Source organism: Kocuria sp. CPCC 205263, assembly GCF_040981075.1.
Lineage (GTDB): Bacteria > Actinomycetota > Actinomycetes > Actinomycetales > Micrococcaceae > Kocuria > Kocuria rosea.
On sequence record NZ_JAVKPV010000002.1, the window covers coordinates 291,964 to 313,885 of the forward strand.

Here is a 21,922-nt window from a genome sequence, read left to right on the forward strand (position 1 = left end):
TGCTCCGCGCGACCGCCTCGTCCCCAACGCCGACGGCCCCCTCCCGCGGGGGCGGGAGGGGGCCTTGAGCCGTCGTGCGGGCCGGCTACTGTGTCGCCTTGCCCAGGGCGTCGTTCTGGTGCTCGGCGCGGACCTCGGCGTCCCGGGTGCCGATGTTGCGGGGCGGGTCCGGGAAGGCCGCCGCGGTGGTCGGCTCGCCGGCGACCTCCGTGCTCGGCGGGACGTGCATGAGGATCGTGCGCCCGCCCTCGGCCTTCTTCGCGGTGCTGTTCTGCAGGATGCCCACCGGGATCAGCAGCGCCAGGGCGTAGAGGCCCAGGCCGATGAACCAGATCAGCGGGCTGTTCGGGTAGCTGGCGAAGGCGATGAAGCTGCCGATCATGATTCCCATGCACAGCACGAGGAAGATCAGGTTGTTGACCGTGCGTCCCTGGCCCGAGTGCGAGCGGACGGTCGCGCCGCCGCTGCGGCCGCTGGGCGTCGCGTCCGCCGCGGTGCTGGTGGACGACTGGGCTCGGTTGGCCATGGATCCAATCCTTCTGACGATGGGAGCGGCCGGCCACGGCGGCCGCGGGGCGTTCGGGGCCAGTCTAGTCGCTCGGGCGCAGCCCGCGGCGGTGCCCGGTGGAGGGCGCGGCGGGCCCCGTAGAGGGTGCATCGGAGCCAGACCGGTGCGGCCGGCCGCGAAGGAGTCGGAGCGCTCTGCCGAGCAGGATCGGACGCGCTCGGCCGGCCGGCGGTGGACTCAGCCGAGGAGGGCGGGACCGCTGCTGGCGCCGATCCGGGAGGCGCCGGCCTCGATCATCGCCAGGGCGTCCTCGCGGGTGCGGATCCCGCCGGAGGCCTTGACACCGATGTCCGGACCCACTGTCGCGCGCATCAGCCGGACGTCCTCCACGGTGGCCCCGGCGGTCGAGAAGCCCGTGGAGGTCTTCACGTAGTCCGCACCGGCGGCCACGGCCGCCTCGCAGGCGAGGACCTTCTGCTCGTCGGTGAGCAGGCACGTCTCGATGATCACCTTGAGCCGGGCCCCGCCCTGGTGGGCGGCCTCGGCGACGGCGCGCACATCGGCCTCGACCCGCTCGCGCTCGCCGGCGCGGGCGGCGGCGATGTCGATGACCATGTCGATCTCGTCGGCCCCGGCGGCCACGGCCGTGGCGGTCTCGAACGCCTTGACCTCCGTGGCGGACGCGCCCAGCGGGAAGCCGACCACGGCGCAGGTCAGCACGTCGCTGCCCGCGAGCTGCTCCCGCACGAAGGGCGTCCACAGCGGGTTGGTGCACACCGAGGCGAAGCCGTACTGCCTGGCCTCCGCGCACAGGGTGGCGATCTGCTCGCGGGACGCCTCCGGCTTGAGCAGCGTGTGGTCGACGTAGGAGGCGAGCTGGGGGGTGGTCACGGGCGGCCTTTCGACAGGACGGGCGGGTCGCGCTCAGCCTACCGGCCGCCGCCGGAAGACCCCGATGATGCCCCCGCGGCATACCCGGCTCACGGATCGGCGGAAGACCCTGTGGAGACGTGGCGATCCCGTCGGACCGAGGGCCGTGACCATTCCGACACAATTACATCAGGAAAGTGTTCGCTAATCCGGTGTGATCTGCTACATTCGGTGCACGGCGAACAAAATGTCCGCCTGACCTGCGGCCTTGGTGGTTGCCGAGCGGTCGCAGGGGTGCGTCGGGATACCCCCGGTTCCCCTGACCCCCGTCCTGGCGCGCCCCCGCAATCGTCCCGCGCCCGCCCAGGCGCCGGGTTCTCCCGGGGGCGGAGCGGCTACCGCCCGTCGTCGTCGGGCTGTGCGCCGGACAGGGCGTCGGTGAGCTGTTTGAGCATCGCGCCCATCCGGAAGCGCTCCGGCACGAGCGGCTCGATCCCGAGCTCCAGAAGCGGCGCGGCCGTCACGGGCCCCACGGTCGCGGCGAGCATCCCGCTGCGGAACGCCGCCAGCAGCTCCTCGTGCAGGCCCAGTTCCTCGGCCGTGCTGAACAGGGCATCCACGGCTGGCGCGGCGGTGAACGTCACGGCGTCCACACGCCCGGCGGCGGCCTCGCGCACGAGCACGGGGACCTGCCCGGCGTCGTCGGCGGAGGCCCACCGGTAGGGGGTCACGGTGAGCACGCGGGCCCCGGCGTCGGTGAGCCGGCGGCGCTGGACCACGTCGGCGATCCCGTGCAGCTGCAGGCCGATCGTGCGCCCGGTGAGGTCCCCGCCGTGCTCGGCCAGGACGAGGTCCACGAGCCCGGCGGTGGTCTCGTCCGCGGACATCCCGGCGTCCTCCAGGCCCAGGCCGCGCACGGCGCCCCGGCCCTTGGGCCCGCGCACGTAGACGGCGGCCTCGCGCAGGCACAGCAGCAGGTCCGCGTCGAAGCCCTGGGCCACGGCGGCGTCGTGCCAGCGGCGCAGGCCGTAGCCGGTGGTCAGCAGCACGAGGTCCGGGCGGGCCTCGAACATCGCCCGGGAGGCGGCCGCGAGCCCGGCGTCCTCGCCGACCGGCTCCACGCGCAGGGCGGGGGCGTGCAGCACGCGGGCGCCGCGGCGTTCGAGGGCCGCGATCTGGTCCTCGGAGCGGCGGTGCGCGGTCACGCCCACCACCCGGCCGGTCAGGGGCAGGTCCTCAGCAGCCATGGGCGGTGACCTCCGCGAGGAACGCGTCCCGCTCGGCGGTCGCCAGGCGGACCACGGGGCCGACGACGACGACGGCGGGCGAGCCGCAGCCCGCCGCCGCGGTGTCCGCAACCGCGGTGGCAAGCGTGGTGATCGTCGAGCGCTGCCGGTCGGTGAACCCGCGCTCCACCACGGCCAGCGGGGTCTTCGGGTCGGCGCCGTTGCGGACGAGGCCGGCCACCAGGTGGGGGAAGGTGGCCACGCCCATGAGCACCACCAGGGTGCCGCCGCCGGCGCCGAGGCCGGCGAAGTGGGCGAGCTCCGCCTCGGAGAACGGCACGTGCCCGGAGGCGACCGTGAACATCCGGGAGACCTCGCGGAAGGTCACGGGGATCCCGGCCGCGCCCGGCACCGAGACCGCGCTGGTGATCCCCGGGACCACGTCCACGGGGATGCCGTGGGCGGCGCACGCGGCGAGCTCCTCGGCGCCGCGGCCGAAGACGTAGGGGTCCCCGCCCTTGAGCCGGACCACCGAGCGGCCGGCCAGGGCGTGCTCCACCATGAGGTCCTGGATCTGCGACTGCGGGACCGGGTGGTGGCCGGGGGTCTTGCCGACCGGGACGATCTCGGCGCCGGGGGCCGCGGCGGCCACCGCACCCGCGGGGGCGAGCCGGTCGACGAAGACGACGTCCGCGTCTTGCAGGGCCGCCACGGCGCGCACGGTGAGCAGGTCGTCCGCGCCGGGGCCGCCGCCGACCAGGGTCACCCGGCCGCCGGTGCGGGCCGTGGGCTCCTGCACCACGGGCACGCGGGCGCCGGCCGCGTCCAGGGCCTCGCGCCAGCGCTGCGCCGCCGGGCCCACGACCACGGCGAGCGCGACGCCCGCGAGGTCGGCTGGGCCGAGCAGCGCGGGCTCGGCCACGGAACGGACGGCGGCGCCGGCCGCCTCGTAGCGGCGCCGGGCGCGGCGGGCGTCGTCCGGGGCGCCGAGGACGAGCACCGGGACTCCGGTGAGGTCGGCGGTCAACAGCATGCGGTCCTCCAGGGGCAGAGCGGGGGTCGTGGCGGGCCGGCCGCCACTACCAGGATGCGGCACGCGTGTTACAGCACGGTTGCCCCCGTGACGTCGCGTGACGCCGGCGACCGCTGCGGGCCGTGTTTCGTAGGCTGGGAGCCATGACGACCTCTGACGCCCCCGTCCTGCTCGCCTGCGCCCACGGCACCAGCTCCCCGTTCGGGCGCACCGCCGTGCAGCGCCTCGTGGACGCCGTCGCCGCCGAGCTGCCGGACGTCGAGGTGGTGCCCACATGGGTGGACGTGCAGACCCCCGACCTGGCCGAGCGCACCGAGCAGTACGCCGGGCACCCCGCGGTGGTGGTGCCGCTGCTGCTCTCCGCCGGCTACCACGTCTACGTGGACGTGGCCGAGGCGGTCGCCGCCGACGACCTCCACCGGGTCTCGGCCGCCCTGGGCCCCGACCGGGCGCTCGCCCGGCTGCTCGCCCGGCGGGTGCACGAGGCCTGCACGGCCGCCGGGGCCCCGCTGGCGGAGCACGACGCCGTGGTGCTGGCCACCGCCGGGTCCTCCGACCGCCGCGCGGTGGTGGACTGCGCCGCAGTGGCGGACCTGCTGGCCGAGGAGCTGGAGCGGCCCGTGACCGTGTCCTACCTGGCCGCCGCGCGCCCGCGCGTGGCCGAGGCGGTGTCCTCCGCCCGGGCCGGCCTGGCGGACGGGGGGCGCGTCGTCGTCGCCAACTACCTCCTGGCGCCCGGCTACTTCCTGGACCTCTCCCGGAAAGCCGGTGCGGACGTGGACACCGACCCGCTGGCCGTGCCGGAGGGAGAGGTCCCCGCCGAGCTGGTGGACGTAGTGGTCTCCCGCTACCGCTCGGTGGCCTGAGCGCTCGCCAGCTTTGGCCACCCGGTGCGCCGAGCCCCCAATGCGGGCGCGCGTTCCCACATCAAGTCTGGGGAATTGCACCTGCATTGGGGGCTCGGCGGAAATGGCGTCCGGAGTGTGGGGGCTCGGCGGGGCGAGTGGCGGAAATGGGTCGGGTGGTCAGTCGCGCGGGCGGGTGAGGTCGGCGTCCTCGTAGCGGACCATGGTCGAGCCGGTGACCAGCTTGTGGCCGAACCACAGGGCCAGGAACAGCGGCAGGCCGATGTAAGCGGTCAGGGCGGCCATGAGGTCCATGTCGCCGATGAACGCCTGGTAGTTCTGCCCCAGGATCACCACGGCGCACAACACGAGCGCCACCAGGGGGCCCAGCGGGAAGAACCGTGCCCGGTAGGGCAGGTCGGCGAGGTCGTGGCCCTGGGCGGTGTACGCCTTGCGGAAGCGGTAGTGGCTCCAGGCGATGCCCATCCACACGATGAACCCGGCCAGGCCGGAGGCGCTGACCAGCCACACGTAGGCGTCCCCGTCCCCGATGAAGGTGGTGAGGAAGGACGCCCCGCCCACCAGGGTGGTGGCGATCAGCGCGTTCATGGGCACGCCGCGGCGGTTCACCTTGGCCAGGAAACGCGGGGCCTTGCCGCTGTCGGCCAGCGCCCAGAGCATGCGGGTGGAGGCGTAGAGCCCGGAGTTGCCTGCCGAGAGGATGGCGGTGAGGATCACCGCGTTCATCACGGAGGCCGCCGCCAGCACGCCCGCGTTCTGGAAGACCAGGGTGAACGGGGAGATCGAGATGTCCTCGACGCTGTTCGTGAGCAGGTTGGGGCTGGTGTAGGGGATGAGGAAGCCGATCACGGTGATCGCGCCCACGTAGAAGAGCAGGATGCGCACGAACACGGTGCGGATGGCCCTGGGCACGTTCTTCTCGGGGTTGTCCGCCTCGCCGGCGGCCACGCCCACGAGCTCGGTGCCCTGGAAGGAGAAGCCGGCCACCATGAAGATCGCCAGGATGCCGAGGCCGCCGCCCACGAAGGGCGCCTCCCCGGTGGTCCAGTTCTCGAAGCCGGGCGACTCGCCGCCCAGGATCCCGACGATCATCAGGATGCCGAGCCCGAGGAAGAGCACGATCGTGACGACCTTGACGAGGGAGAACCAGAACTCGCTCTCGCCGTAGGCCCGGGCGCTCAGCGCGTTGAGGGCGAACAGGATGGCCAGGAAGGACCCGGACCAGATCCAGGAGGGCAAGTCGGGGAACCAGTAGCGCATGATCAGCGCGGCGGCCACGAGCTCGGCGGCCACGGTGATCGCCCAGTTGTACCAGTAGTTCCAGCCGATGGCGAAGCCGAAGGACGGGCTCACGAAGCGGGTCGAGTACTCCTCGAACGCGCCCGAGACCGGCAGATAGGTGGCCATCTCGCCGAGGCTCTGCATGAGCAGGAAGACCATGAAGCCGATGACCACGTAGGCCAGGAGCGCCCCTCCCGGCCCGGCGGTGGCGATGGTGTTGCCCGAGGCCACGAACAGGCCGGTGCCGATGGCCCCGCCCATTGCGATCATGGTCAGGTGGCGGGGCTTGAGGCTGCGGCGCAGCCTGTCCTGGGCCGGCGGCTGCTCCTGGATCTCAGTAGCGCTCTGCCCGGTCCGAGGGCGTGCGGTGGTGGTCACGCGGAATCTTCTCCTCTGGTGCGGTGGACGGACCCGGAAGGAGGAAGTGGGGGCGCCGTCCCCCCGAACGGTCCTGGCCGATTATGGGGGACCGGTTGCGAAACCGAAATTCGGCGGGAGGCCGCCGCCGGTGCTTCCGCCTAGGATGGACGGGTGAAAACGCATGCGGATCCGGGCGAGGCCGCGCCGCGCCGCGGATCCCGCTGGGTCGTGGATGTGGCCATTCTCACCGGCGCCCTCCTGGCCCTGGTCGCCGCGACGCTCGCCGCCCGGTGGGCGTGGACGCCGGCCCCGGGGCCGGAGGAGCAGGTCTCCTGCGCCCCCTACGGCCTCGAGGACGTGAGCACTACCCCGCGCGGCGGAGCCCGCCCGCTCAGCACCGGCCTGGTGCTCTCCGGCGGACGGCGCTGGGCGGAGGGGGCCTCGGACCGGCTCGACGTGCCCTTCGAGCACGAGGGCACGACCAGCAGCTACCACGTCTTCGCCGACGGCATCGACTGGAGCGAGCCGGTCGGCGTGGTCTTCCGCCTGCACGGGGACGGGGCCTACGAGTACGAGCACCCGGAGCACAAGGTCTCCTGCCTCGCGGAGGTGGCGCGCTCGCACAACGCGGTGCTCGTGGCCCCCCGCACCCCGGACCGGCAGGGCGAGCCCACCTGGTGGGAGGACCTCGACGGCAACGCCGAGTGGTTCCTGGCCCTGGCCGAGCGGCGGATCTTCGCCGAGTACGACATCGACCGCTCCCGCACGTGGCTGCACGGATACTCCGGGGGCGCCGAGTTCATCAGCTACGAGCTGCTGGCCGACCGCGCGGACTTCCTGCAGGGCGGCGGCGCGGTGCTCTCCGGCGGCGGCGGGGCGCCGTCCACCGGGACCTCGGAGCCGACGGACGAGCAGCTCGAGCAGCTCGTCCTGCACTGGGACGTGGGCCTCGAGGACGACGGCACCGACCCCTACGCCCCGTTCGACGCACTCTCCGCGGCGGCCGCCGGGCACGCCTGGTACGAGGACGCCGGCTGGGCGCGGACCAGCGTGCGCTACCGCGAGGGAGTAAACCACTTCGAGCTGCCCGAGGCCCGGGTGCTCGACGCCGCGATGACCGCCGGGGAGTCCCCGGCAGAGCGCTCGGCGGAGCTCTCGGGGGAACCCCCGACGGAGCCCCCCAAGAGGGGACGTGACTGATCTCTCGTCGTCGTCGCAGGTCAGGAACGGATCCGCGGAATGGCGGGGCACAGCGGGAGGAGGCTCCACTCGGGGGGCGGACGACGGGTGCCCTGTCGGCTTGCATATGCAATAGCACCGACCGTACGGTGCAGTAAGCAAAGCTGGCAGGGGAGCCGGCTCAGGGGGAAGGCCGATGCGGGGGCATCACGGCCGAACACACACTCTCGGCACCGCGCTGATCCGGCGCGCGTGCCCCCGGGGTGCCTTCCGTCCGGTCCGTCCGGTCCCTGGGCCCGTCCTTCCTGTCGGCACCGGCCGCTGTGCAGATCCGCAGCGGCAGTGAAGTCGATGGGGGATTCAATGACAGTGCGCCCAACCACGCGCAGCGGCTCGACCCGCCAGGGAGGCGGTCGGCACCTGCTCGAGGACCGCTACCCGGAGCAGGACCCGATGGAGGATGGCGAGGTCCTCGACCGCGCGCTGCACACGCAGCCCATGCCGCAGGTCCCGGGCCGCGCCGTCTTCCCCGTCTCGCCCCCGCCGGCCCCGCGCACGCTCGTGGACATCGTCATGGACACCGTCTCGCGCCACCCGGACGCAGTGGCCCTCGACGACGGCACCACGGTGCTCAGCTACGCCGAGTTCCTCGAGCGCGTCGAGGCCCAGGCCCAGCGCCTGTGGGACCTCGACATCGGCCGCGGGGACCGCGTGGGCATCCGCGTCCCCTCCGGGACCGTGGACCTCTACGTGGCCGTCCTCGGCACGATCTTCGCCGGCGCCGCCTACGTCCCGGTCGACTTCGACGACCCGGACGAGCGGGCGAACACGGTCTGGGAGGAGGCCTCGGTGTGCGCCGTCTACGGCGCGGACCTGTCCCTCCGGCCCCGAACCGGCGTCCGCGCGGGAGCGGACTGCCAGCAGCCCGGCACGGGCGACGACGCCTGGATCATCTTCACCTCCGGGTCCACCGGCAAGCCCAAGGGCGTGGCGATCAGCCACCTCTCGGCCGCAGCCCTCGTGGACGCCGAGGCCGAGCTCTACCTGCCCCGGCGCCCCCTGGGCCCGGGCGACCGCGTGATGGCGGGGCTCTCCGTGGCCTTCGACGCCTCGTGCGAGGAGATGTGGCTGGCCTGGCGCTCCGGCGCCGCCCTGGTCCCCGCCCCCCGCGCCGTGGTGCGCTCGGGCACCGACCTCGGTCCGTGGCTCGTCGAGCGGGACATCACCGCCGTCTCCACCGTGCCGACGCTCGCGTCGATGTGGCCGGCCGAGGCGCTGAGCCGCATCCGCCTGCTCATCTTCGGCGGGGAGGCGTGCCCCAACGAGCTCGCCGCCCGCCTGGTGCACCCCGGCCGCGAGGTCTGGAACACCTACGGCCCCACCGAGGCCACGGTCATCGCGACCGGCGCCGTGCTCACCGGCGAGCCGCCGGTGCGCATCGGCCTGCCGCTGCCCGGGTGGGAGCTGGCGATCGTCGACACCTCCGGCAACCCCGTGCGCTGGGGCGAGGAGGGCGAGCTGATCATCGGCGGCGTGGGACTGGGCCGCTACCTGGACCCCGCCAAGGACGCCGAGAAGTTCGCGCCCATGGACACCCTGGGCTGGGAGCGGGCCTACCGCTCCGGGGACCTCGTGCGCGCCGACCCCGAGGGCATCGTCTTCGTGGGCCGCGCCGACGACCAGGTCAAGATCTCCGGCCGGCGCGTGGAGATGGGCGAGATCGACGAGCAGATGTCGCGGCTGCCCGGCGTGCAGGCGGGCGCCGCCGCCGTGCACACCACCCCGGCCGGCAACCAGGTCCTCGTGGGCTACCTCGTGGCCGAGGCCCCGGGCTCGGTGGACCTCGCCGACGCCCGCCGCCTGCTCGCCGACCGGCTGCCGGGCCAGATGGTGCCCGCGCTGACCCTGATGGACGAGCTCCCCCTGAAGACCTCCGGCAAGGTGGACCGCAAGGCCCTGCCCTGGCCGCTGCCCTCCACCGGCGCCGCCGCAGAGGCCTCGCAGATCGATGCCGAGCTCGAGTGGCTCGCCGCCCTGTGGGCGGACCAGCTCGGCCCCCTGCCCATCGACGAGGACAGCGACTTCTTCGTCCTGGGCGGCACGTCCGTGGCGGTGGCCAAGCTCGTCTCCGAGATCCGCCGCACCTACCCGGACGCCGCGATCGCCGAGATCTACCGGCACCCCACGCTCGCCGGGATGCACGAGTACCTGACCACGCTGGCGCCCGTGGACGTCGTCGCCCAGGACGCCGCGCGCGAGCGCCGGGTGGCGGACGTCCCCCGCTGGAACGGCCTCGTCCAGGTCCCCTTCCTCACGGCCCTCTACGCCGTCTCGGGGCTGCGCTACGTCCTGGGCGCCTCGATCGTCGTCTGGCTGCTCTTCAACGTGCTGGGCGCGGGCTGGGTCCCGAACCCCCCGCTGCTGCCCCTGGTTCTCGGCTGGCTCGTGCTCTTCGCCCTGCCCGGCCGACTGGTGCTCACCGCGCTGTTCATCCGGCTGCTGACCTTCCGGCTGCGCCCCGGCGCCCACGCCCGCGGCTCCTGGACCCACCTGCGGGTCTGGATGGCCGAGCGGGTGCTGATGTTCAACAAGTTCGAGCCCCTCATGGGCGCCCCCGTGATGGTGCTGTTCTTCCGGCTGCTCGGCAACCAGGTGGGCCGCCACGCCCACCTCGACACGATGCCTCCCGTCAGCGGCATGGCCCGCATCGGCGACGGCGCCGCGATCGAGCACGAAGTCGACCTCTCCGGCTACTGGCTCGAGGGCGACGTTTTCCACCTCGGCGACGTGACCGTGGGCGAGAACGCCCGGGTCGGCACCCGCACGCTCCTGAGCCCGGGTGCGGTGGTGGAGGCCGGCGCGGAGGTCGACCCCGGCTCCCACGTCACCGGCACCGTTCCCGCCGGCCGCCTGCAGGGCGGCTCCCCGCTCGTGGACCTCGGCCCCGCCGGGGAGTCCTGGCTCGAGTGGGCCCCCGGCCACAGCAACCGGTTCCTGACCGGGCTGCTGTACGCCCTGGGCCTCGGCACGGTCGGCATCCTGCCCGTGCTGGCCGTGGTCCCGGGCGCGCTGATCGTCTTCACCCAGGTGCGCGGGCTCGAGCTCTACGAGCTCGTCTTCCCCGTCATGGCCCTGTGGGTGCCCGTCTTCGCCGTGCTCACGGTCCTCGTCTACCTCGCCCTGCTCGTGCTGATCGTGCGCGCGCTCGCCCTGCTGATCCGTCCCGGCCACCATCCCGCCGACGGGACCGTGGGCTGGGCCGTGTGGCTCACGGGCGTGCTGCTGCAGAAGAGCCTCGTCTCCACCTACCCGGTCTACGCCTCCATCGCCACGCCGTTCTTCCTGCGGTTGCTGGGCGCCCGGGTGGGCAGCCAGGTGGAGATCTCCACCGTGGAGACCCTGCCGCACCTCACCACCTTCAAGTCCGGCTCCTTCATGGCCGACCACTCGATGGTCAGCTCCGCCCGGACCGGCTTCGGCTGGATCCACGTGGGCCCCTCGACCGTGGGGGAGCGCTCCTTCGTGGGCAACTCCGCGATCGTGGGCCCGGACCGGGACGTCCCCGAGGACTCCCTGGTCGCCGTGCTCTCCTCCGCCCCGGCCGACGCCGAGCGCGGCACCTCCTGGCTGGGCCGGCTGCCCGAGCCGATCAGCCGCGTCACCGACACCGCGGACGAGGCCGTCACCTACCAGCCCCGCCGGCGCCTGGTCGTGGCCCGCACGCTCGTCGAGTCCCTGCGCGCCGTGCCCTTCATGGTCACCGCGTGGATCGACCTCGCGATCGTCTTCGTGCTCACCACCGTGTACATGCGGGCCGGGGGAGGCCTCGACGGCATCGTCTCGGCGCTGCTGTGGGCAACGCCCGTGGTGCTCGCCGCCGGCGTGGTGGCCGCCCTCATCCCCGTGCTGGTCAAGTGGGCCCTCATGGGCCGCTTCCGCGAGGGCGAGCGCCCCCTGTTCAGCTCCTTCGTGTGGCGCAACGAGCTCGCCGACACCTTCGCGGAGTCCCTGGCGGTGCCCGGTCTGATCCGGCTGGCCGTCGGCTCCCCGGTGTTCAACGCCTGGGCCCGGCTCATGGGCGCGAAGATCGAGCGCGGCGTGTGGTGCGAGACCTGGTGGCTGCCCGAGTTCGACCTGGTGCACCTGGGCCGCGGCGTGTCCGTCAACCGCGGGACCGTGCTCCAGACCCACCTGTTCCACGACCGCATCATGCGGCTGCAGCCGGTGTCGATGGAGGCGGGCTCCACCCTGGGGCCCAACAGCTTCGTCCTGCCCGGCAGCACCGTGGAGGCCGGCGCCACGGTGAGCCCCGGCTCCCTGGTCATGGCCCAGGAGACCGTGCCCGCCGGCAGCACCTGGGGCGGCAACCCGATCCGTCCGCTGCACGCCGAGGCCCTTCCCACCGGAGGTGCGACCCATGAGCGCTGAGCACGCGGCCGCCACGCGCGGCGGGGGCACCGCGGTGCTCAACGTCCCCGGCGCCTCCGGGCGGCGCACCCGGCGGCGGCTGGTCGGCGTGGACGCCGCCCGGGGCTTCGCCCTGCTCGGGATGGTCGCCGTGCACACCCTGCCGTTCTGGGACGCGGAGAACGAGCGAGCCTCCCTGAGCTGGTCCCTGTTCGCCGGGCACTCGGCCGCCCTCTTCGCAACCCTGGCCGGGGTGAGTCTCGCGTTCCTCTCCGGGGGCCGCACCCCGCACACGGGCCGGCGGCTGGCCGGGGACCGGGCGGGACTGGTGGGCCGCGCCGCGGTGATCGCCCTCGTCGGGTTCCTCGTGGGCTTCGTGGCCCTGCCGGTGGACAACATCCTCATCTACTACGGGATGTTCTTCCTGCTCGCCATCCCGTTCCTGGGCCTGCGCATCCGGCACCTGCTGATCAGCGCGGTGGCGTTCACCGTGCTGGCCCCGTTCCTCATGCAGTGGGCCGTGGACGTCCTGCCCGCGCACGTGTACGGCAACCCCACCCTGTGGAACCTGGTCACCGACCCGGTCACCGTGCTCTCCCAGCTGCTGCTGACCGGCACCTACCCGGCGCTGCCGTACATGGCCTACCTGTGCGCGGGGATCGCCCTGGGCCGGATGAACCTCACGAGCCGGCGGGTGCAGCTGTGGCTCGTGGGCGCCGGCGCGGCGCTGGCCCTGCTCTCCTGGACGGTGTCGATGGGCGCGTTGCTGGCCCTCGGCGTCTACGACCGGATCTGGGAGGCCACCCCGTGGCTGACCGAGGAGCAGATCGACGAGATCCTCGTCTTCGGCCCGGACCCGTCCCTGCCGACCACCACCCTGTGGTGGCTGATGGTGCCCGCCCCGCACAGCAATACGCCCGTGGCGCTGCTCCTGAGCCTCGGCATGGCCGCGTTCGCCCTCGGGGCGTTCCTGCTCCTGGCCCGGCTGATCGGCAAGGCGCTCACGCCGCTGGCGGCCGCCGGGTCCATGACGTTCACGCTCTACACCCTGCACCTGCTGTTCCTCGGCACCGAGGTCTACGACCTGCACCCCGGGTTCTGGTTCTGGATGCAGGTGGCCGTGTTCGGCCTCCTGGCCGTCGCGTGGCAGCGCGCCGTGGGCCAGGGCCCGCTCGAGAAGCTGGTGGCCCGCACCTCGAAGCGCATCGCCGGGAGCGTCGCCGCCCGCTGACCTTGCGACCCCGCGGCCCCGCCGTGACCGTCGAGTCCCCCATGTGAGCGCAACTCCCCAGTTCGATCCTGGGGAAACGCGCACACATGGGGGACTCGGTGCGTGAGGGGGCCGGGGGCTGGGGGACTCGACGGGGCACGGGAGCCAAGTGGTCGGGGGCTGGGGACCTCACACGGGGGCTGCGGCGCTGTGAGTGGAAGTGCATCGGGGTGTTACTCCCGCCGTCGGGGACCGAAACACGGGGTTCGTAGCGTGGGAGCACCGCACGCCGCCGTCGCCGTGCTCCGCCCCCGCTCGCCCAGGAGGTCACCCGTGAGCTCAGAACTGCATCCCGACCCGGCCACCACGGCAACCGGCACCCCGGCGCCCCCGCCGCTCGCGCTGCGGGAGCGGCCCGGCCGCTGGCTGGACGGCTACCGCCCCGAGGACCCCGACTTCTGGGAGTCCGCCGGCCGCCCGATCGCGCGCACCAACCTGAAGTGGTCCATCTTCGCGGAGTTCCTCGGCTTCGCCGTCTGGCAGCTGTGGGCCATCACCGTCGTCTTCCTGCCCGGCGCGGGCTTCACCTTCAGCGACTCCCAGATCTTCTGGCTGATCTCCATCCCGTCCCTGGTGGGCGCCACGCTGCGCATCCCCTACACCTTCATGGTGGGCCGGTTCGGCGGCCGCAACTGGACCATCGTCTCGGCCCTGCTGCTGCTGGTCCCCACGGTGGGCCTGGCCCTGGCGGTCGGCAACCCGGACACCCCGTTCGGGGTCATGCTCCTGCTGGCGGCCACCGCCGGCTTCGGCGGCGGCAACTTCGCCTCCTCGATGGCCAACATCACCTTCTTCTACCCGGTGCGGGAAAAGGGCTGGGCGCTGGGACTGAACGCCGCCGGCGGCAACCTCGGCACGGCCGTGGCCCAGCTCGTCGTCCCGATCGCCGTCTCGCTCGTCGCCCTCGGGGCCAGCGGGCTGTCGGTCGCCGGATGGCTGTGGGTGCCGTTCATCCTGTTCGCCGCGTGGGGCGCCAGGAAGTACATGCACAACCTTTCCCACGCCAAGGGGGACGTCGCCGGGTCCCTGGCCACGGTCAAGGAGCCGCACTTCTGGATCATGTCCTTCCTCTACGTGGGCACCTTCGGCTCCTTCATCGGCTTCTCCAGCGTGTTCCCCAAGCTGATCGCGGACACCTTCCCGGAGTTCTCGTCCTTCAGCGTGGGTGCCGCGGCGCTGTCCCTGGCGTTCCTCGGCCCGCTGGTCGGCTCGGTCTCCCGGCCCTACGGCGGCAAGCTCGCGGACCGCTTCGGCGGCGCCCCCATGACGGTGGCCGTGTTCGCCGTCATGGCGCTGCTCGCGCTGGCCGTGGTGCTCACCCTGCCCCTGGCGAACTTCTGGCTGTTCCTGGGCCTGTTCCTGCTGCTGTTCACCGCGGCGGGCATGGGCAACGGCTCCACCTACCGGATGATCCCCTCGATCTACCGGGTGCTGGGACTGCGGCAGCAGCAGGACGTCGCGGTCTCCACCGAGCGCAAGGCCTCGGCCGCCCTCGGGCTGATCGGGGCGGTCGGCGCGTACGGCGGCTTCATGATCCCGCAGGCGCTCAACCTCTCGAACAGCACCACCGGGGCCTACAGCGCGGCGTTCTACGGCTTCGTGGCCTTCTACGTGGTGGCGCTCGCGGTCACCTGGTTCTGCTACCTGCGCAAGGGCACCGAGATGGGCGACAGCCACATCTGAGCCGGCATCACCCCCCCCGTCCCGACCCCCGGAAGGAGCCCCGCCCGCATGAGCACGACGGCGACCCACTGCCCCTACTGCGCGCTGCAGTGCGCGATGACCCTGGACACGGGGTCGGACACCGCCGCCGAGCAGGGCTTCCCAGAGGTGCTGGGGCGGCAGTTCCCGGTGAACGGGGGCGGGATGTGCCGGAAGGGCTGGACGTCGTCGGAGCTGCTGGCCAACCCGTCGCGGCTCACCGCACCGCTGCTGCGCGGGGCGGACGGGGTCTTCCAGGAGGTGTCCTGGGACGCGGCCCTGGACCGGATGGCCGGGGAGTTCCGGAGCGCGCAGGAGCGCCACGGCCGGGACGGGGTCGGGATCTTCGGTGGCGGGTCGCTGACCAACGAGAAGGCCTACCAGCTGGGGAAGTTCGCGCGGGTGGCGCTGCGGACCTCGCGGATCGACTACAACGGCCGGTTCTGCATGTCCTCCGCCGCGGCCGCGGCCAACCGGTCGCTGGGGATGGACCGGGGCCTGCCGTTCCCGGTGACGGACCTCGACGACGCCCACACCGTGCTGCTGCTGGGGACCAACCCGGCCGAGACCATGCCGCCGTTCGTCCAGCACCTTCAGCACGCCCAGGAGCACGGCGGCCTGATCGTGGTGGACCCCCGCCGCTCCGCCACGGCGCGGATGACCGAGGACGGGGGCGGTCTGCACCTGCAGCCGACCCCCGGCTCGGACCTCGTGCTGCTGCTGGGCCTGGCCCACGTGGTCCTGCACGAGGGCCTCGCGGACCGGGAGTACCTCGAGCGGCGCACCACGGGCTTCGAGGCCTTCACGACGAGCATCAACGCGTGGTGGCCCGAGCGGGTCGAGCAGGTCACCGGGGTCCCGGCCGTGCGGATCCGCCGGGCCGCCCACCTGCTGGCCCGCGAGCGCCGGGGCACGTACGTGATCACCGGCCGGGGCGTGGAGCAGCACGTCGACGGCACGGACACCGCGACCGCCGCGATCAACCTGGCCCTGCTCCTCGGCCTGCCCGGCCTGACGGGCTCCGGCTACGGCACCCTCACCGGACAGGGCAACGGGCAGGGCGGGCGTGAGCACGGGCAGAAGGCGGACCAGCTGCCCGGCTACCGCAGCATCACGGACCCCGCCGCCCGCGAGCACGTCGCCGGGGTGTGGGGCGTGGACCCCGCCGAGCTGCCCGGTCCCGGGATCCCGGCCGTGCAGATGCTGACCACCCTCGGCACCGACCACGGCGTCCGCTGCCTGTGGGTCAACGGCTCCAACGTGGTGATCGGCGCCCCGGACACGGACGCCGTGGTCCGCGGGCTGCAGGCCCTGGACTTCCTGGTGGTCTGCGACTTCTTCTTCTCCGAGACCGCCGAGTTCGCCGACCTCGTCCTGCCGGTGCTGCAGTGGGCCGAGGAGGAGGGCACCATGACGAACCTCGAGGGCCGGGTGCTGCGCCGCCGCCGCGCGGTGGACCCGCCGCCCGGCGCCCGGGACGAGCTGTGGATCATGGCCGAGCTCGCCCGACGGCTCGAGGCCCCGGGCACGTTCAGCCCCGAGCCCGAGGAGGTCTTCGAGGAGCTGCGCCGTGCCTCCGCCGGTGGGAAGGCCGACTACTCGGGGATCAGCTGGGCGGCCCTGGACGCGGACGAGGCCTGCTACTGGCCCCACCCCGCCGGCAATTCCGCGGGCACGCCCCGGGCCTTCCTCGACGGGTTCGGGCACGCGGACGGGCGGGCCGTGCTCGTGCCGGTCAGGACCCGTGCCGCCGGCCGGGCCGTCGACCCGAGCCCGCGCCGGAACCGCCGCGAACCCCTCCATCGGGCGGGGACCCTGACCCTCGTGACGGGGCGGTACCTGGAGCACTACCAGTCCGGGAACCAGACCCGGCGCGTGCACTCGCTGCACGAGGCCCGGCCCGAGTCGATGATGCAGATCCACCCCGCGACCGCGGCCTCCCTCGGCATCCGGGACGGTGCCGCGGTGGAGCTCACGAGCGCCCGCAGCCAGGCCGTGGCCCTCGCCCAGCTGACCACGGACATCCGTCCCGACACCGTGTTCCTGCCCTTCCACTACGCCGGGAACCAGACCGCCAACAAGCTCGTGTCCTCGGACGCCGTGGACCCGATCTCGTCCATGCCCGAGTTCAAGGCCGGCTCCGTGACCGTCCGGGCGATCGACGCAGAGGAGACGACCCGATGACCGTGCACCGCCCCACCCGTGCCCACGGCACCCCGATGCGGTCCGGCGAGCACGTCGTCGTCGTCGGCTTCGGCCCCGTGGCCGCCCGGTTCGTCGACGACGTCGCCGACCTCGCCGCCGCGGGCACGATCCGGCTGACCGTGATCGGCGGGGAGCTCGACCCCGCCTACAACCGGGTGCTCGTGGGCGAGCACGCGATGGGCCGCACCGAGCTGGCCACGATGGGCCTGGCCGACCCGGAGTCGCTGTCGCAGTCCGGGATCGACGTCCTGCTCGGCACGGAGGTGACCCGGATCGACCGCTCCCGCCGGGTCCTGCACCTCACGGACGGGCCGACGGGGGAGGCCCGCGAGCTCGGCTACGACCGCCTGGTCCTCGCCACCGGCGCCCGCCCCAACCTGCCCGTGCTGCGCGGGATCAACCCCGATCCCCGTGCCTACGAGCACCTCCCGGCCGGCGTCACGGCCCTGCGGGACCTGCGCGACGCCCGGGCCGTGCGCGAAGTCGTCGACCGGCGGGGCCGCGTGGTGGTCCTGGGCGGCGGCGTCCTCGGGCTCGAGGCCGCGCTCGCCGCGAGCGAGGCCGGATGCCCCGTGACCGTGGTCCACCATGCCCCGTGGGTGATGACCCGCTCCCTCGACGCGGCCGGCGGTGCGCTGCTGGGCCGCGCGCTCGCGGACGCGGGCGTGGGGGTGGTCTCCGGGACACAGGCGCGGGAGGTGCTCCTCGACGAGGGCCGGCGCTTCCGCGGCCTCCTCCTGGAGGGCGGCCGCGAGGTCCCCGGAGAGCTGCTGCTGCTCTCGATCGGGGTCACGGCCCGTACCGAGCTCGCCGAGGGCGCCGGTCTGCGCACCGCTCGAGGAGTCGTGGTCAACCACGAGCTCGAGGCCGACGTGGAGCAGCGGGTGTTCGCGATCGGGGACTGCGCCGAGGTGCTGTGCAAGGACCCGTCCTGCCAGGTCTGCCCGGGCAGGGAGGGCATGGGCCCGTCCGGGCTCGTCGGTCCCGGCTGGCGGCAGGCGGAGTGGCTGGCCGCCCGGTTCCACGCCGAGCTCGAGGCCGTGGCCGACGGCGGCACGGCGGTGCTCGCGCCGCTGACCAGTGGACCCGCCGGCGCGGTGCGGCTCAAGGCGCACCAGGTGGAGCTCGCCTGCGCCGGGGCAGTCGGCGGGCTGCCGTGGGAGTTCCGCCCGGACGGCGGGTCCGTGGTGCAGTGGGCGGACGGCAGGGCCGGGACCTACGCGAAGCTCGTGCTCGGCCCGGAGCGGACGCTCGAGGGCTACATCGTGCTCGGCCTGCCCCGCTCCGCGGCAGGCATCGGGCTGCTGTACGACCGCGGCGAAGCGGTGCCCGAGGACCCCAGCGTCCTGCTGCGCCTGGACGGGCCTGACGCAGGGAGCGGGGAGAGCCAGATGACCCCGGAGTCGACGGTCTGCCACTGCGCGGGCGTCACGATGGGCCGGATCACGGACGTCGTCGAGGAGGGCGCCGCGACGGTCGAGGAGGTCAGCTGCGCCACGCGGGCCTCCACCGGCTGCGGCGGCTGCAAGGCCGCGGTGGCCCGGATCATCGAGGTCCACCGTGGCGTGGCTGTGTGACGACCCGGGGCCTCCTGCCGTCAGGCGCTTTGCAGGACCGTAACCGGCAGCCACCCGCACCGAAACATCGCGACCACAGACTGGCGGCGTGCAGCGCACACCGGCGAAAGGATTCCCCGTGACTTCCAAGAACCTCTTCCTGCAGGGCATCTACCCGTTCGAGGGCGCCGGGCTGGACGCGCCGGCGACGATCTCCGCTGACCTCACGCACGACGTCCCGGACGGTGTGGTCAACCAGCCCCTGTACTTCCGGGGCGGCAACTCGTGCTCCGAGCTCGTCACCATCGTCCTCCTGCGCGACGGGAAGCCCATGCGCTGGTTCCCGATGGCAGCCAAGGGCGACGTGAACGTTCCCCTGCGCGTCGTGGAGGACATCGACGGCGGGTCCCGCATCGAGCTCGGGCTTCTCGCGCCGGTCGGCGTCAGCGGATCCGTGGTCGTGGACCTGGGGATGGTGGAGCACTGATGAGCAGCACACTCGAGCGGGCGCTCCCCGCGGACGGAGGCGCCGGAGCCCGCCGGCGCCTGGTGGTGATCGGCAACGGCATGGCCGGGGCCCGCGCCGTCGAGGAGATCCTCGAGCGCGGTGGCGCCGCACAGTTCGACATCACCATGTTCGGCGACGAGCCGTACGGCAACTACAACCGGATCATGCTCAGCCACGTCCTCTCCGGCGAGGAGGACGACGCGGACATCTTCCTGAACTCCCTGCTCTGGTACGAGGAGAACGAGATCACCCTGCACGCGGGGGTCCGGGCCGAGCGCATCGACCGGTTCGCGAAGGAGGTCCACTCCGACGACGGACAGGTGACGCCGTACGACGTGCTGATCATCGCCACCGGCAGCCGGGCCTTCATGCCACCCATCGACGGGCTGCACACCGGGAACGGCTCGCTCCTGCCCGGGGTCTTCGCCTTCCGCACCATCGACGACACCCGCGAGATGGTCTCCTACGCCCAGCACGAGCACCACCGGCGCGCCGTGGTGATCGGCGGCGGCCTGCTCGGCCTCGAGGCGGCGCGCGGACTGCAGGCCTACGGCCTGCAGGTCGAGGTCGTGCACTCGGGCGGACACCTCATGAACGCCCAGATGGGCCCCGAGGCGGGGGCGATCCTGCGCCGCAGCGTCGAGTCGCTCGGCATCGGCGTGCACCTGAACAGCCGCACCACCGCCGTGCTCGGCACCGACAAGGTGCAGGGCGTGCGCCTGCGGGGCGCGCCGGACCTCGCCTGCCACATGGTGGTCGTGACGGCCGGCATCCGTCCGAACGTCGACGTCGCCGTCGCCAGCGGCCTGCCGGTGGAACGGGCCATCGTCGTCGACGACCACATGCGGGTCCTCGACGAGGAGGGCATGGACGTGGATGGCATCTACGCCGTCGGCGAGTGCGTCCAGCACCGCGGCCAGGTGTACGGCCTCGTGGCGCCGCTGTGGGAGCAGGCCGTCGTCCTGGCCGACCAGGTGACCGGCCGTGACCCCTCGGCGGCGTACCACGGCTCGCGCACCGCGACGAAGCTCAAGGTCGCCGGCGTCGACGTCGCGTCGATGGGCGTGCAGGGCCCCGAGCGGGACACGGACGAGCACGTCATGTTCTCCGAGCCCCGCCGCGGCGTCTACAAGTCCGTGGTGATCCGGGACGAGAAGATCATCGGCGCCACGCTGCTCGGGGACAGCCGGAAGGTCGCCTTCCTGACCCAGGCCTTCGACCGCGGGCTGCCGCTGCCCGAGGAGCGGACGTCCCTGCTCTTCGACCTCGGCGGCCCCACCGAGGAGGCCGGCGTCGCGGAGCTCGACGACGACGCCCAGGTCTGCAACTGCAACGGCGTCAGCAAGAAGGACCTCGTGGACGCGGTCGAGGGCGGCTGCAGCACGGTGGCCGGCGCCATGGACGCCACCCGTGCAGGGAAGGGCTGCGGCTCCTGCAAGCTGATGGTCGGGCAGGTGGTCGAGTGGGCCGCCGGCGGCGCCGTCGAGGAGGACCCGGCGGCGAACTGGTACGTGCCCGGCATCCCCATGGACAAGCCGACGCTGATGGCGGCCATCCGCGATCAGGGTCTGCGCTCCGTGTCGGAGGTCTTCGCCGCGCTGGCCCCGGACCGGGCCGACGACGCGAAGTCCAAGATGGGCCTCGCCTCCCTGCTGAAAATGATGCTGGCGGACGACTACGTCGACGAGCGCGACGCCCGGTTCATCAACGACCGGGTGCACGCCAACATCCAACGGGACGGCACCTTCTCCGTGGTCCCCCAGATGAAGGGCGGCGTGACGTCCGTGCACCAGCTGCGCCGCATCGCCGACGTCGCGGAGAAGCACGGCATCCCGATGATCAAGCTGACCGGCGGGCAGCGGATCGACCTGCTCGGGGTCCCCAAGGAGGACCTGCCGACGGTGTGGGCGGACCTCGACATGCCGTCCGGCTACGCGTACGGCAAGAGCTTCCGCACGGTCAAGACCTGCGTGGGCAAGGAGTTCTGCCGCTTCGGCACAGGCGACTCCACGAAGCTGGGCATCGAGATCGAGGAGCGGTTCCAGGGCATCGAGTCCCCGGCCAAGATGAAGCTGGCCGTGTCCGGCTGTCCCCGCAACTGCGCCGAGTCCCTGGTCAAGGACGTGGGCGTGGTGGCCGTCGAGGGGGGCCGTTGGGAGATCTACGTGGGCGGCGCCGCCGGCGCGCACATCCGCAAGGGCGACCTCCTGGCCACGGTGGACGACCCGGAGCAGGTCAAGCTGCTGGCCGGTCGGTTCATGCAGTACTACCGGGAGAACGCCAACTGGCTCGAGCGCACCTACTCCTTCGTCCCGCGGGTGGGCCTCGAGCACATCCGGTCGGTGGTCGTGGACGACGCCGAGGGGATCGGCGAGCGGCTCGACGCGGCCATGCAGGCCTCGATCGACGAGTACAGCGACCCCTGGGTGGAGCGCGACGACCCGTTCACCCCGGGACAGTTCCGGACCTCGCTGCCGCTCCAGGTGCTCCCGCAGGTGCCGGTCCGATGAGCGCCGAGCCCCGCAGCACCGAGCCTGCCCGCACCGGGGTCGTCGGCGTCCGGGAGCACGTCCTGGGACCGCTGGACCAGGTGCCGCCCGGCGAGGGCCGTGCCTTCGCCGTGGACGGCGAGCAGGTCGCCGTGTTCCGGCTGCGGGACGGCACGCTGCGGGCGCTGTCCGCGGTCTGCCCCCACCGCGGCGGGCCCATCGCGGACGGGCAGATCGACCGGCGCGTGGTGATGTGCCCGCTGCACCACAACACCTTCGAGCTGGACACCGGTTGCTCGACGACGGGCGAGGACCCGCTCCGCAGCTACCGCGTCGGCACCGACGCCGAGCAGAACATCGTCCTGCACACGGACTGACGGACGCGTCCCCGCCCCGGTGCCGCCGGGGACCGGCGCGCCGACGGTGGGCATTCGCACAAGGGTGGACAGCGTCACCGGCCCGT

General features: G+C 73.1%; 15 protein-coding genes. 10 read left to right on the forward strand and 5 right to left on the reverse strand.

Going from position 1 to position 21,922, the window contains the following annotated elements; genetic code table 11:
* Window positions 1–85: 85 nt before the first annotated feature.
* The 4 genes from RF647_RS03800 to cobA form a co-directional block, all read right to left on the reverse strand.
* Window positions 86–526, reverse strand: coding sequence for a hypothetical protein (locus RF647_RS03800; RefSeq protein WP_368810580.1), 441 nt, complete (start codon window positions 524–526; stop codon window positions 86–88).
* 219 nt (window positions 527–745) lie between these two features.
* A complete protein-coding gene (gene deoC, locus RF647_RS03805; RefSeq protein WP_368810581.1) occupies window positions 746–1,399 on the reverse strand; it encodes a deoxyribose-phosphate aldolase in 654 nt (217 codons plus the stop codon).
* A gap of 374 nt (window positions 1,400–1,773) precedes the next feature.
* A complete protein-coding gene (locus RF647_RS03810; RefSeq protein WP_368810582.1) occupies window positions 1,774–2,625 on the reverse strand; it encodes a uroporphyrinogen-III synthase in 852 nt (283 codons plus the stop codon).
* Window positions 2,615–3,637 (reverse strand): uroporphyrinogen-III C-methyltransferase, encoded by a 1,023-nt coding sequence (cobA, locus tag RF647_RS03815; protein WP_368810583.1) that lies wholly within the window; start codon window positions 3,635–3,637, stop codon window positions 2,615–2,617. Before cobA ends, RF647_RS03810 begins: the two co-directional genes overlap by 11 nt.
* 143 nt (window positions 3,638–3,780) lie before the next feature.
* On the opposite strand from cobA, the gene RF647_RS03820 reads away from it, so the two are divergent.
* Window positions 3,781–4,503 carry a sirohydrochlorin chelatase gene (locus RF647_RS03820; protein WP_368810584.1) on the forward strand — a complete coding sequence of 241 codons (723 nt, stop codon included), beginning with the start codon at window positions 3,781–3,783 and terminating at the stop codon, window positions 4,501–4,503.
* Window positions 4,504–4,662: 159 nt separating this feature from the next.
* On the opposite strand, the gene RF647_RS03825 is transcribed toward RF647_RS03820, so the two are convergent.
* Entirely contained in the window at window positions 4,663–6,117 is a 1,455-nt protein-coding gene (locus RF647_RS03825) for an amino acid permease (protein WP_368810717.1), read from the reverse strand.
* Window positions 6,118–6,315: 198 nt separating this feature from the next.
* On the opposite strand from RF647_RS03825, the gene RF647_RS03830 reads away from it, so the two are divergent.
* From RF647_RS03830 to RF647_RS03870, 9 genes are all read left to right on the forward strand, one after another.
* Window positions 6,316–7,344, forward strand: a complete 1,029-nt coding sequence (locus RF647_RS03830) for a hypothetical protein (RefSeq protein ID WP_368810585.1) — start codon at window positions 6,316–6,318, stop codon at window positions 7,342–7,344.
* 432 nt (window positions 7,345–7,776) lie between these two features.
* Window positions 7,777–11,751: a Pls/PosA family non-ribosomal peptide synthetase gene (locus RF647_RS03835; RefSeq protein WP_368810718.1), complete on the forward strand. Its 3,975-nt coding sequence runs from the start codon at window positions 7,777–7,779 to the stop codon at window positions 11,749–11,751.
* On the forward strand, window positions 11,741–12,961 hold the full coding sequence (locus RF647_RS03840) for a heparan-alpha-glucosaminide N-acetyltransferase domain-containing protein (protein ID WP_368810586.1): 1,221 nt from the start codon (window positions 11,741–11,743) through the stop codon (window positions 12,959–12,961). The genes RF647_RS03835 and RF647_RS03840 overlap by 11 nt, the downstream gene beginning before the upstream one ends.
* 324 nt (window positions 12,962–13,285) lie before the next feature.
* Complete coding sequence (locus tag RF647_RS03845) at window positions 13,286–14,683, forward strand: MFS transporter (protein WP_368810719.1); 1,398 nt, start codon at window positions 13,286–13,288, stop codon at window positions 14,681–14,683.
* Window positions 14,684–14,731: 48 nt separating this feature from the next.
* Entirely contained in the window at window positions 14,732–16,885 is a 2,154-nt protein-coding gene (locus RF647_RS03850; RefSeq protein WP_368810587.1) for a molybdopterin oxidoreductase family protein, read from the forward strand.
* Window positions 16,882–18,483, forward strand: coding sequence for an FAD-dependent oxidoreductase (locus RF647_RS03855; RefSeq protein WP_368810588.1), 1,602 nt, complete (start codon window positions 16,882–16,884; stop codon window positions 18,481–18,483). The genes RF647_RS03850 and RF647_RS03855 overlap by 4 nt, the downstream gene beginning before the upstream one ends.
* 118 nt (window positions 18,484–18,601) lie before the next feature.
* Window positions 18,602–18,949 carry a molybdopterin oxidoreductase gene (locus tag RF647_RS03860; RefSeq protein ID WP_368810589.1) on the forward strand — a complete coding sequence of 116 codons (348 nt, stop codon included), beginning with the start codon at window positions 18,602–18,604 and terminating at the stop codon, window positions 18,947–18,949.
* Window positions 18,949–21,480 (forward strand): nitrite reductase large subunit NirB, encoded by a 2,532-nt coding sequence (gene nirB, locus RF647_RS03865; RefSeq protein WP_368810590.1) that lies wholly within the window; start codon window positions 18,949–18,951, stop codon window positions 21,478–21,480. Before RF647_RS03860 ends, nirB begins: the two co-directional genes overlap by 1 nt.
* Window positions 21,477–21,836, forward strand: a complete 360-nt coding sequence (locus RF647_RS03870; protein ID WP_368810591.1) for a Rieske (2Fe-2S) protein — start codon at window positions 21,477–21,479, stop codon at window positions 21,834–21,836. The genes nirB and RF647_RS03870 overlap by 4 nt, the downstream gene beginning before the upstream one ends.
* Window positions 21,837–21,922: the final 86 nt, after the last annotated feature.

Bases quoted from the DNA above. Each gene is read 5' to 3' on its own strand.
- RF647_RS03800 (WP_368810580.1), bottom strand. From the start codon at position 526: ATGGCCAACCGAGCCCAGTCGTCCACCAGCACCGCGGCGGACGCGACG.
- RF647_RS03810 (WP_368810582.1), bottom strand. From the start codon at position 2,625: ATGGCTGCTGAGGACCTGCCCCTGACCGGCCGGGTGGTGGGCGTGACC.
- cobA (WP_368810583.1), bottom strand. From the start codon at position 3,637: ATGCTGTTGACCGCCGACCTCACCGGAGTCCCGGTGCTCGTCCTCGGC.
- RF647_RS03820 (WP_368810584.1), top strand. From the start codon at position 3,781: ATGACGACCTCTGACGCCCCCGTCCTGCTCGCCTGCGCCCACGGCACC.
- RF647_RS03835 (WP_368810718.1), top strand. From the start codon at position 7,777: ATGGAGGATGGCGAGGTCCTCGACCGCGCGCTGCACACGCAGCCCATG.
- RF647_RS03840 (WP_368810586.1), top strand. From the start codon at position 11,741: ATGAGCGCTGAGCACGCGGCCGCCACGCGCGGCGGGGGCACCGCGGTG.
- RF647_RS03850 (WP_368810587.1), top strand. From the start codon at position 14,732: ATGAGCACGACGGCGACCCACTGCCCCTACTGCGCGCTGCAGTGCGCG.
- RF647_RS03855 (WP_368810588.1), top strand. From the start codon at position 16,882: ATGACCGTGCACCGCCCCACCCGTGCCCACGGCACCCCGATGCGGTCC.
- nirB (WP_368810590.1), top strand. From the start codon at position 18,949: ATGAGCAGCACACTCGAGCGGGCGCTCCCCGCGGACGGAGGCGCCGGA.
- RF647_RS03870 (WP_368810591.1), top strand. From the start codon at position 21,477: ATGAGCGCCGAGCCCCGCAGCACCGAGCCTGCCCGCACCGGGGTCGTC.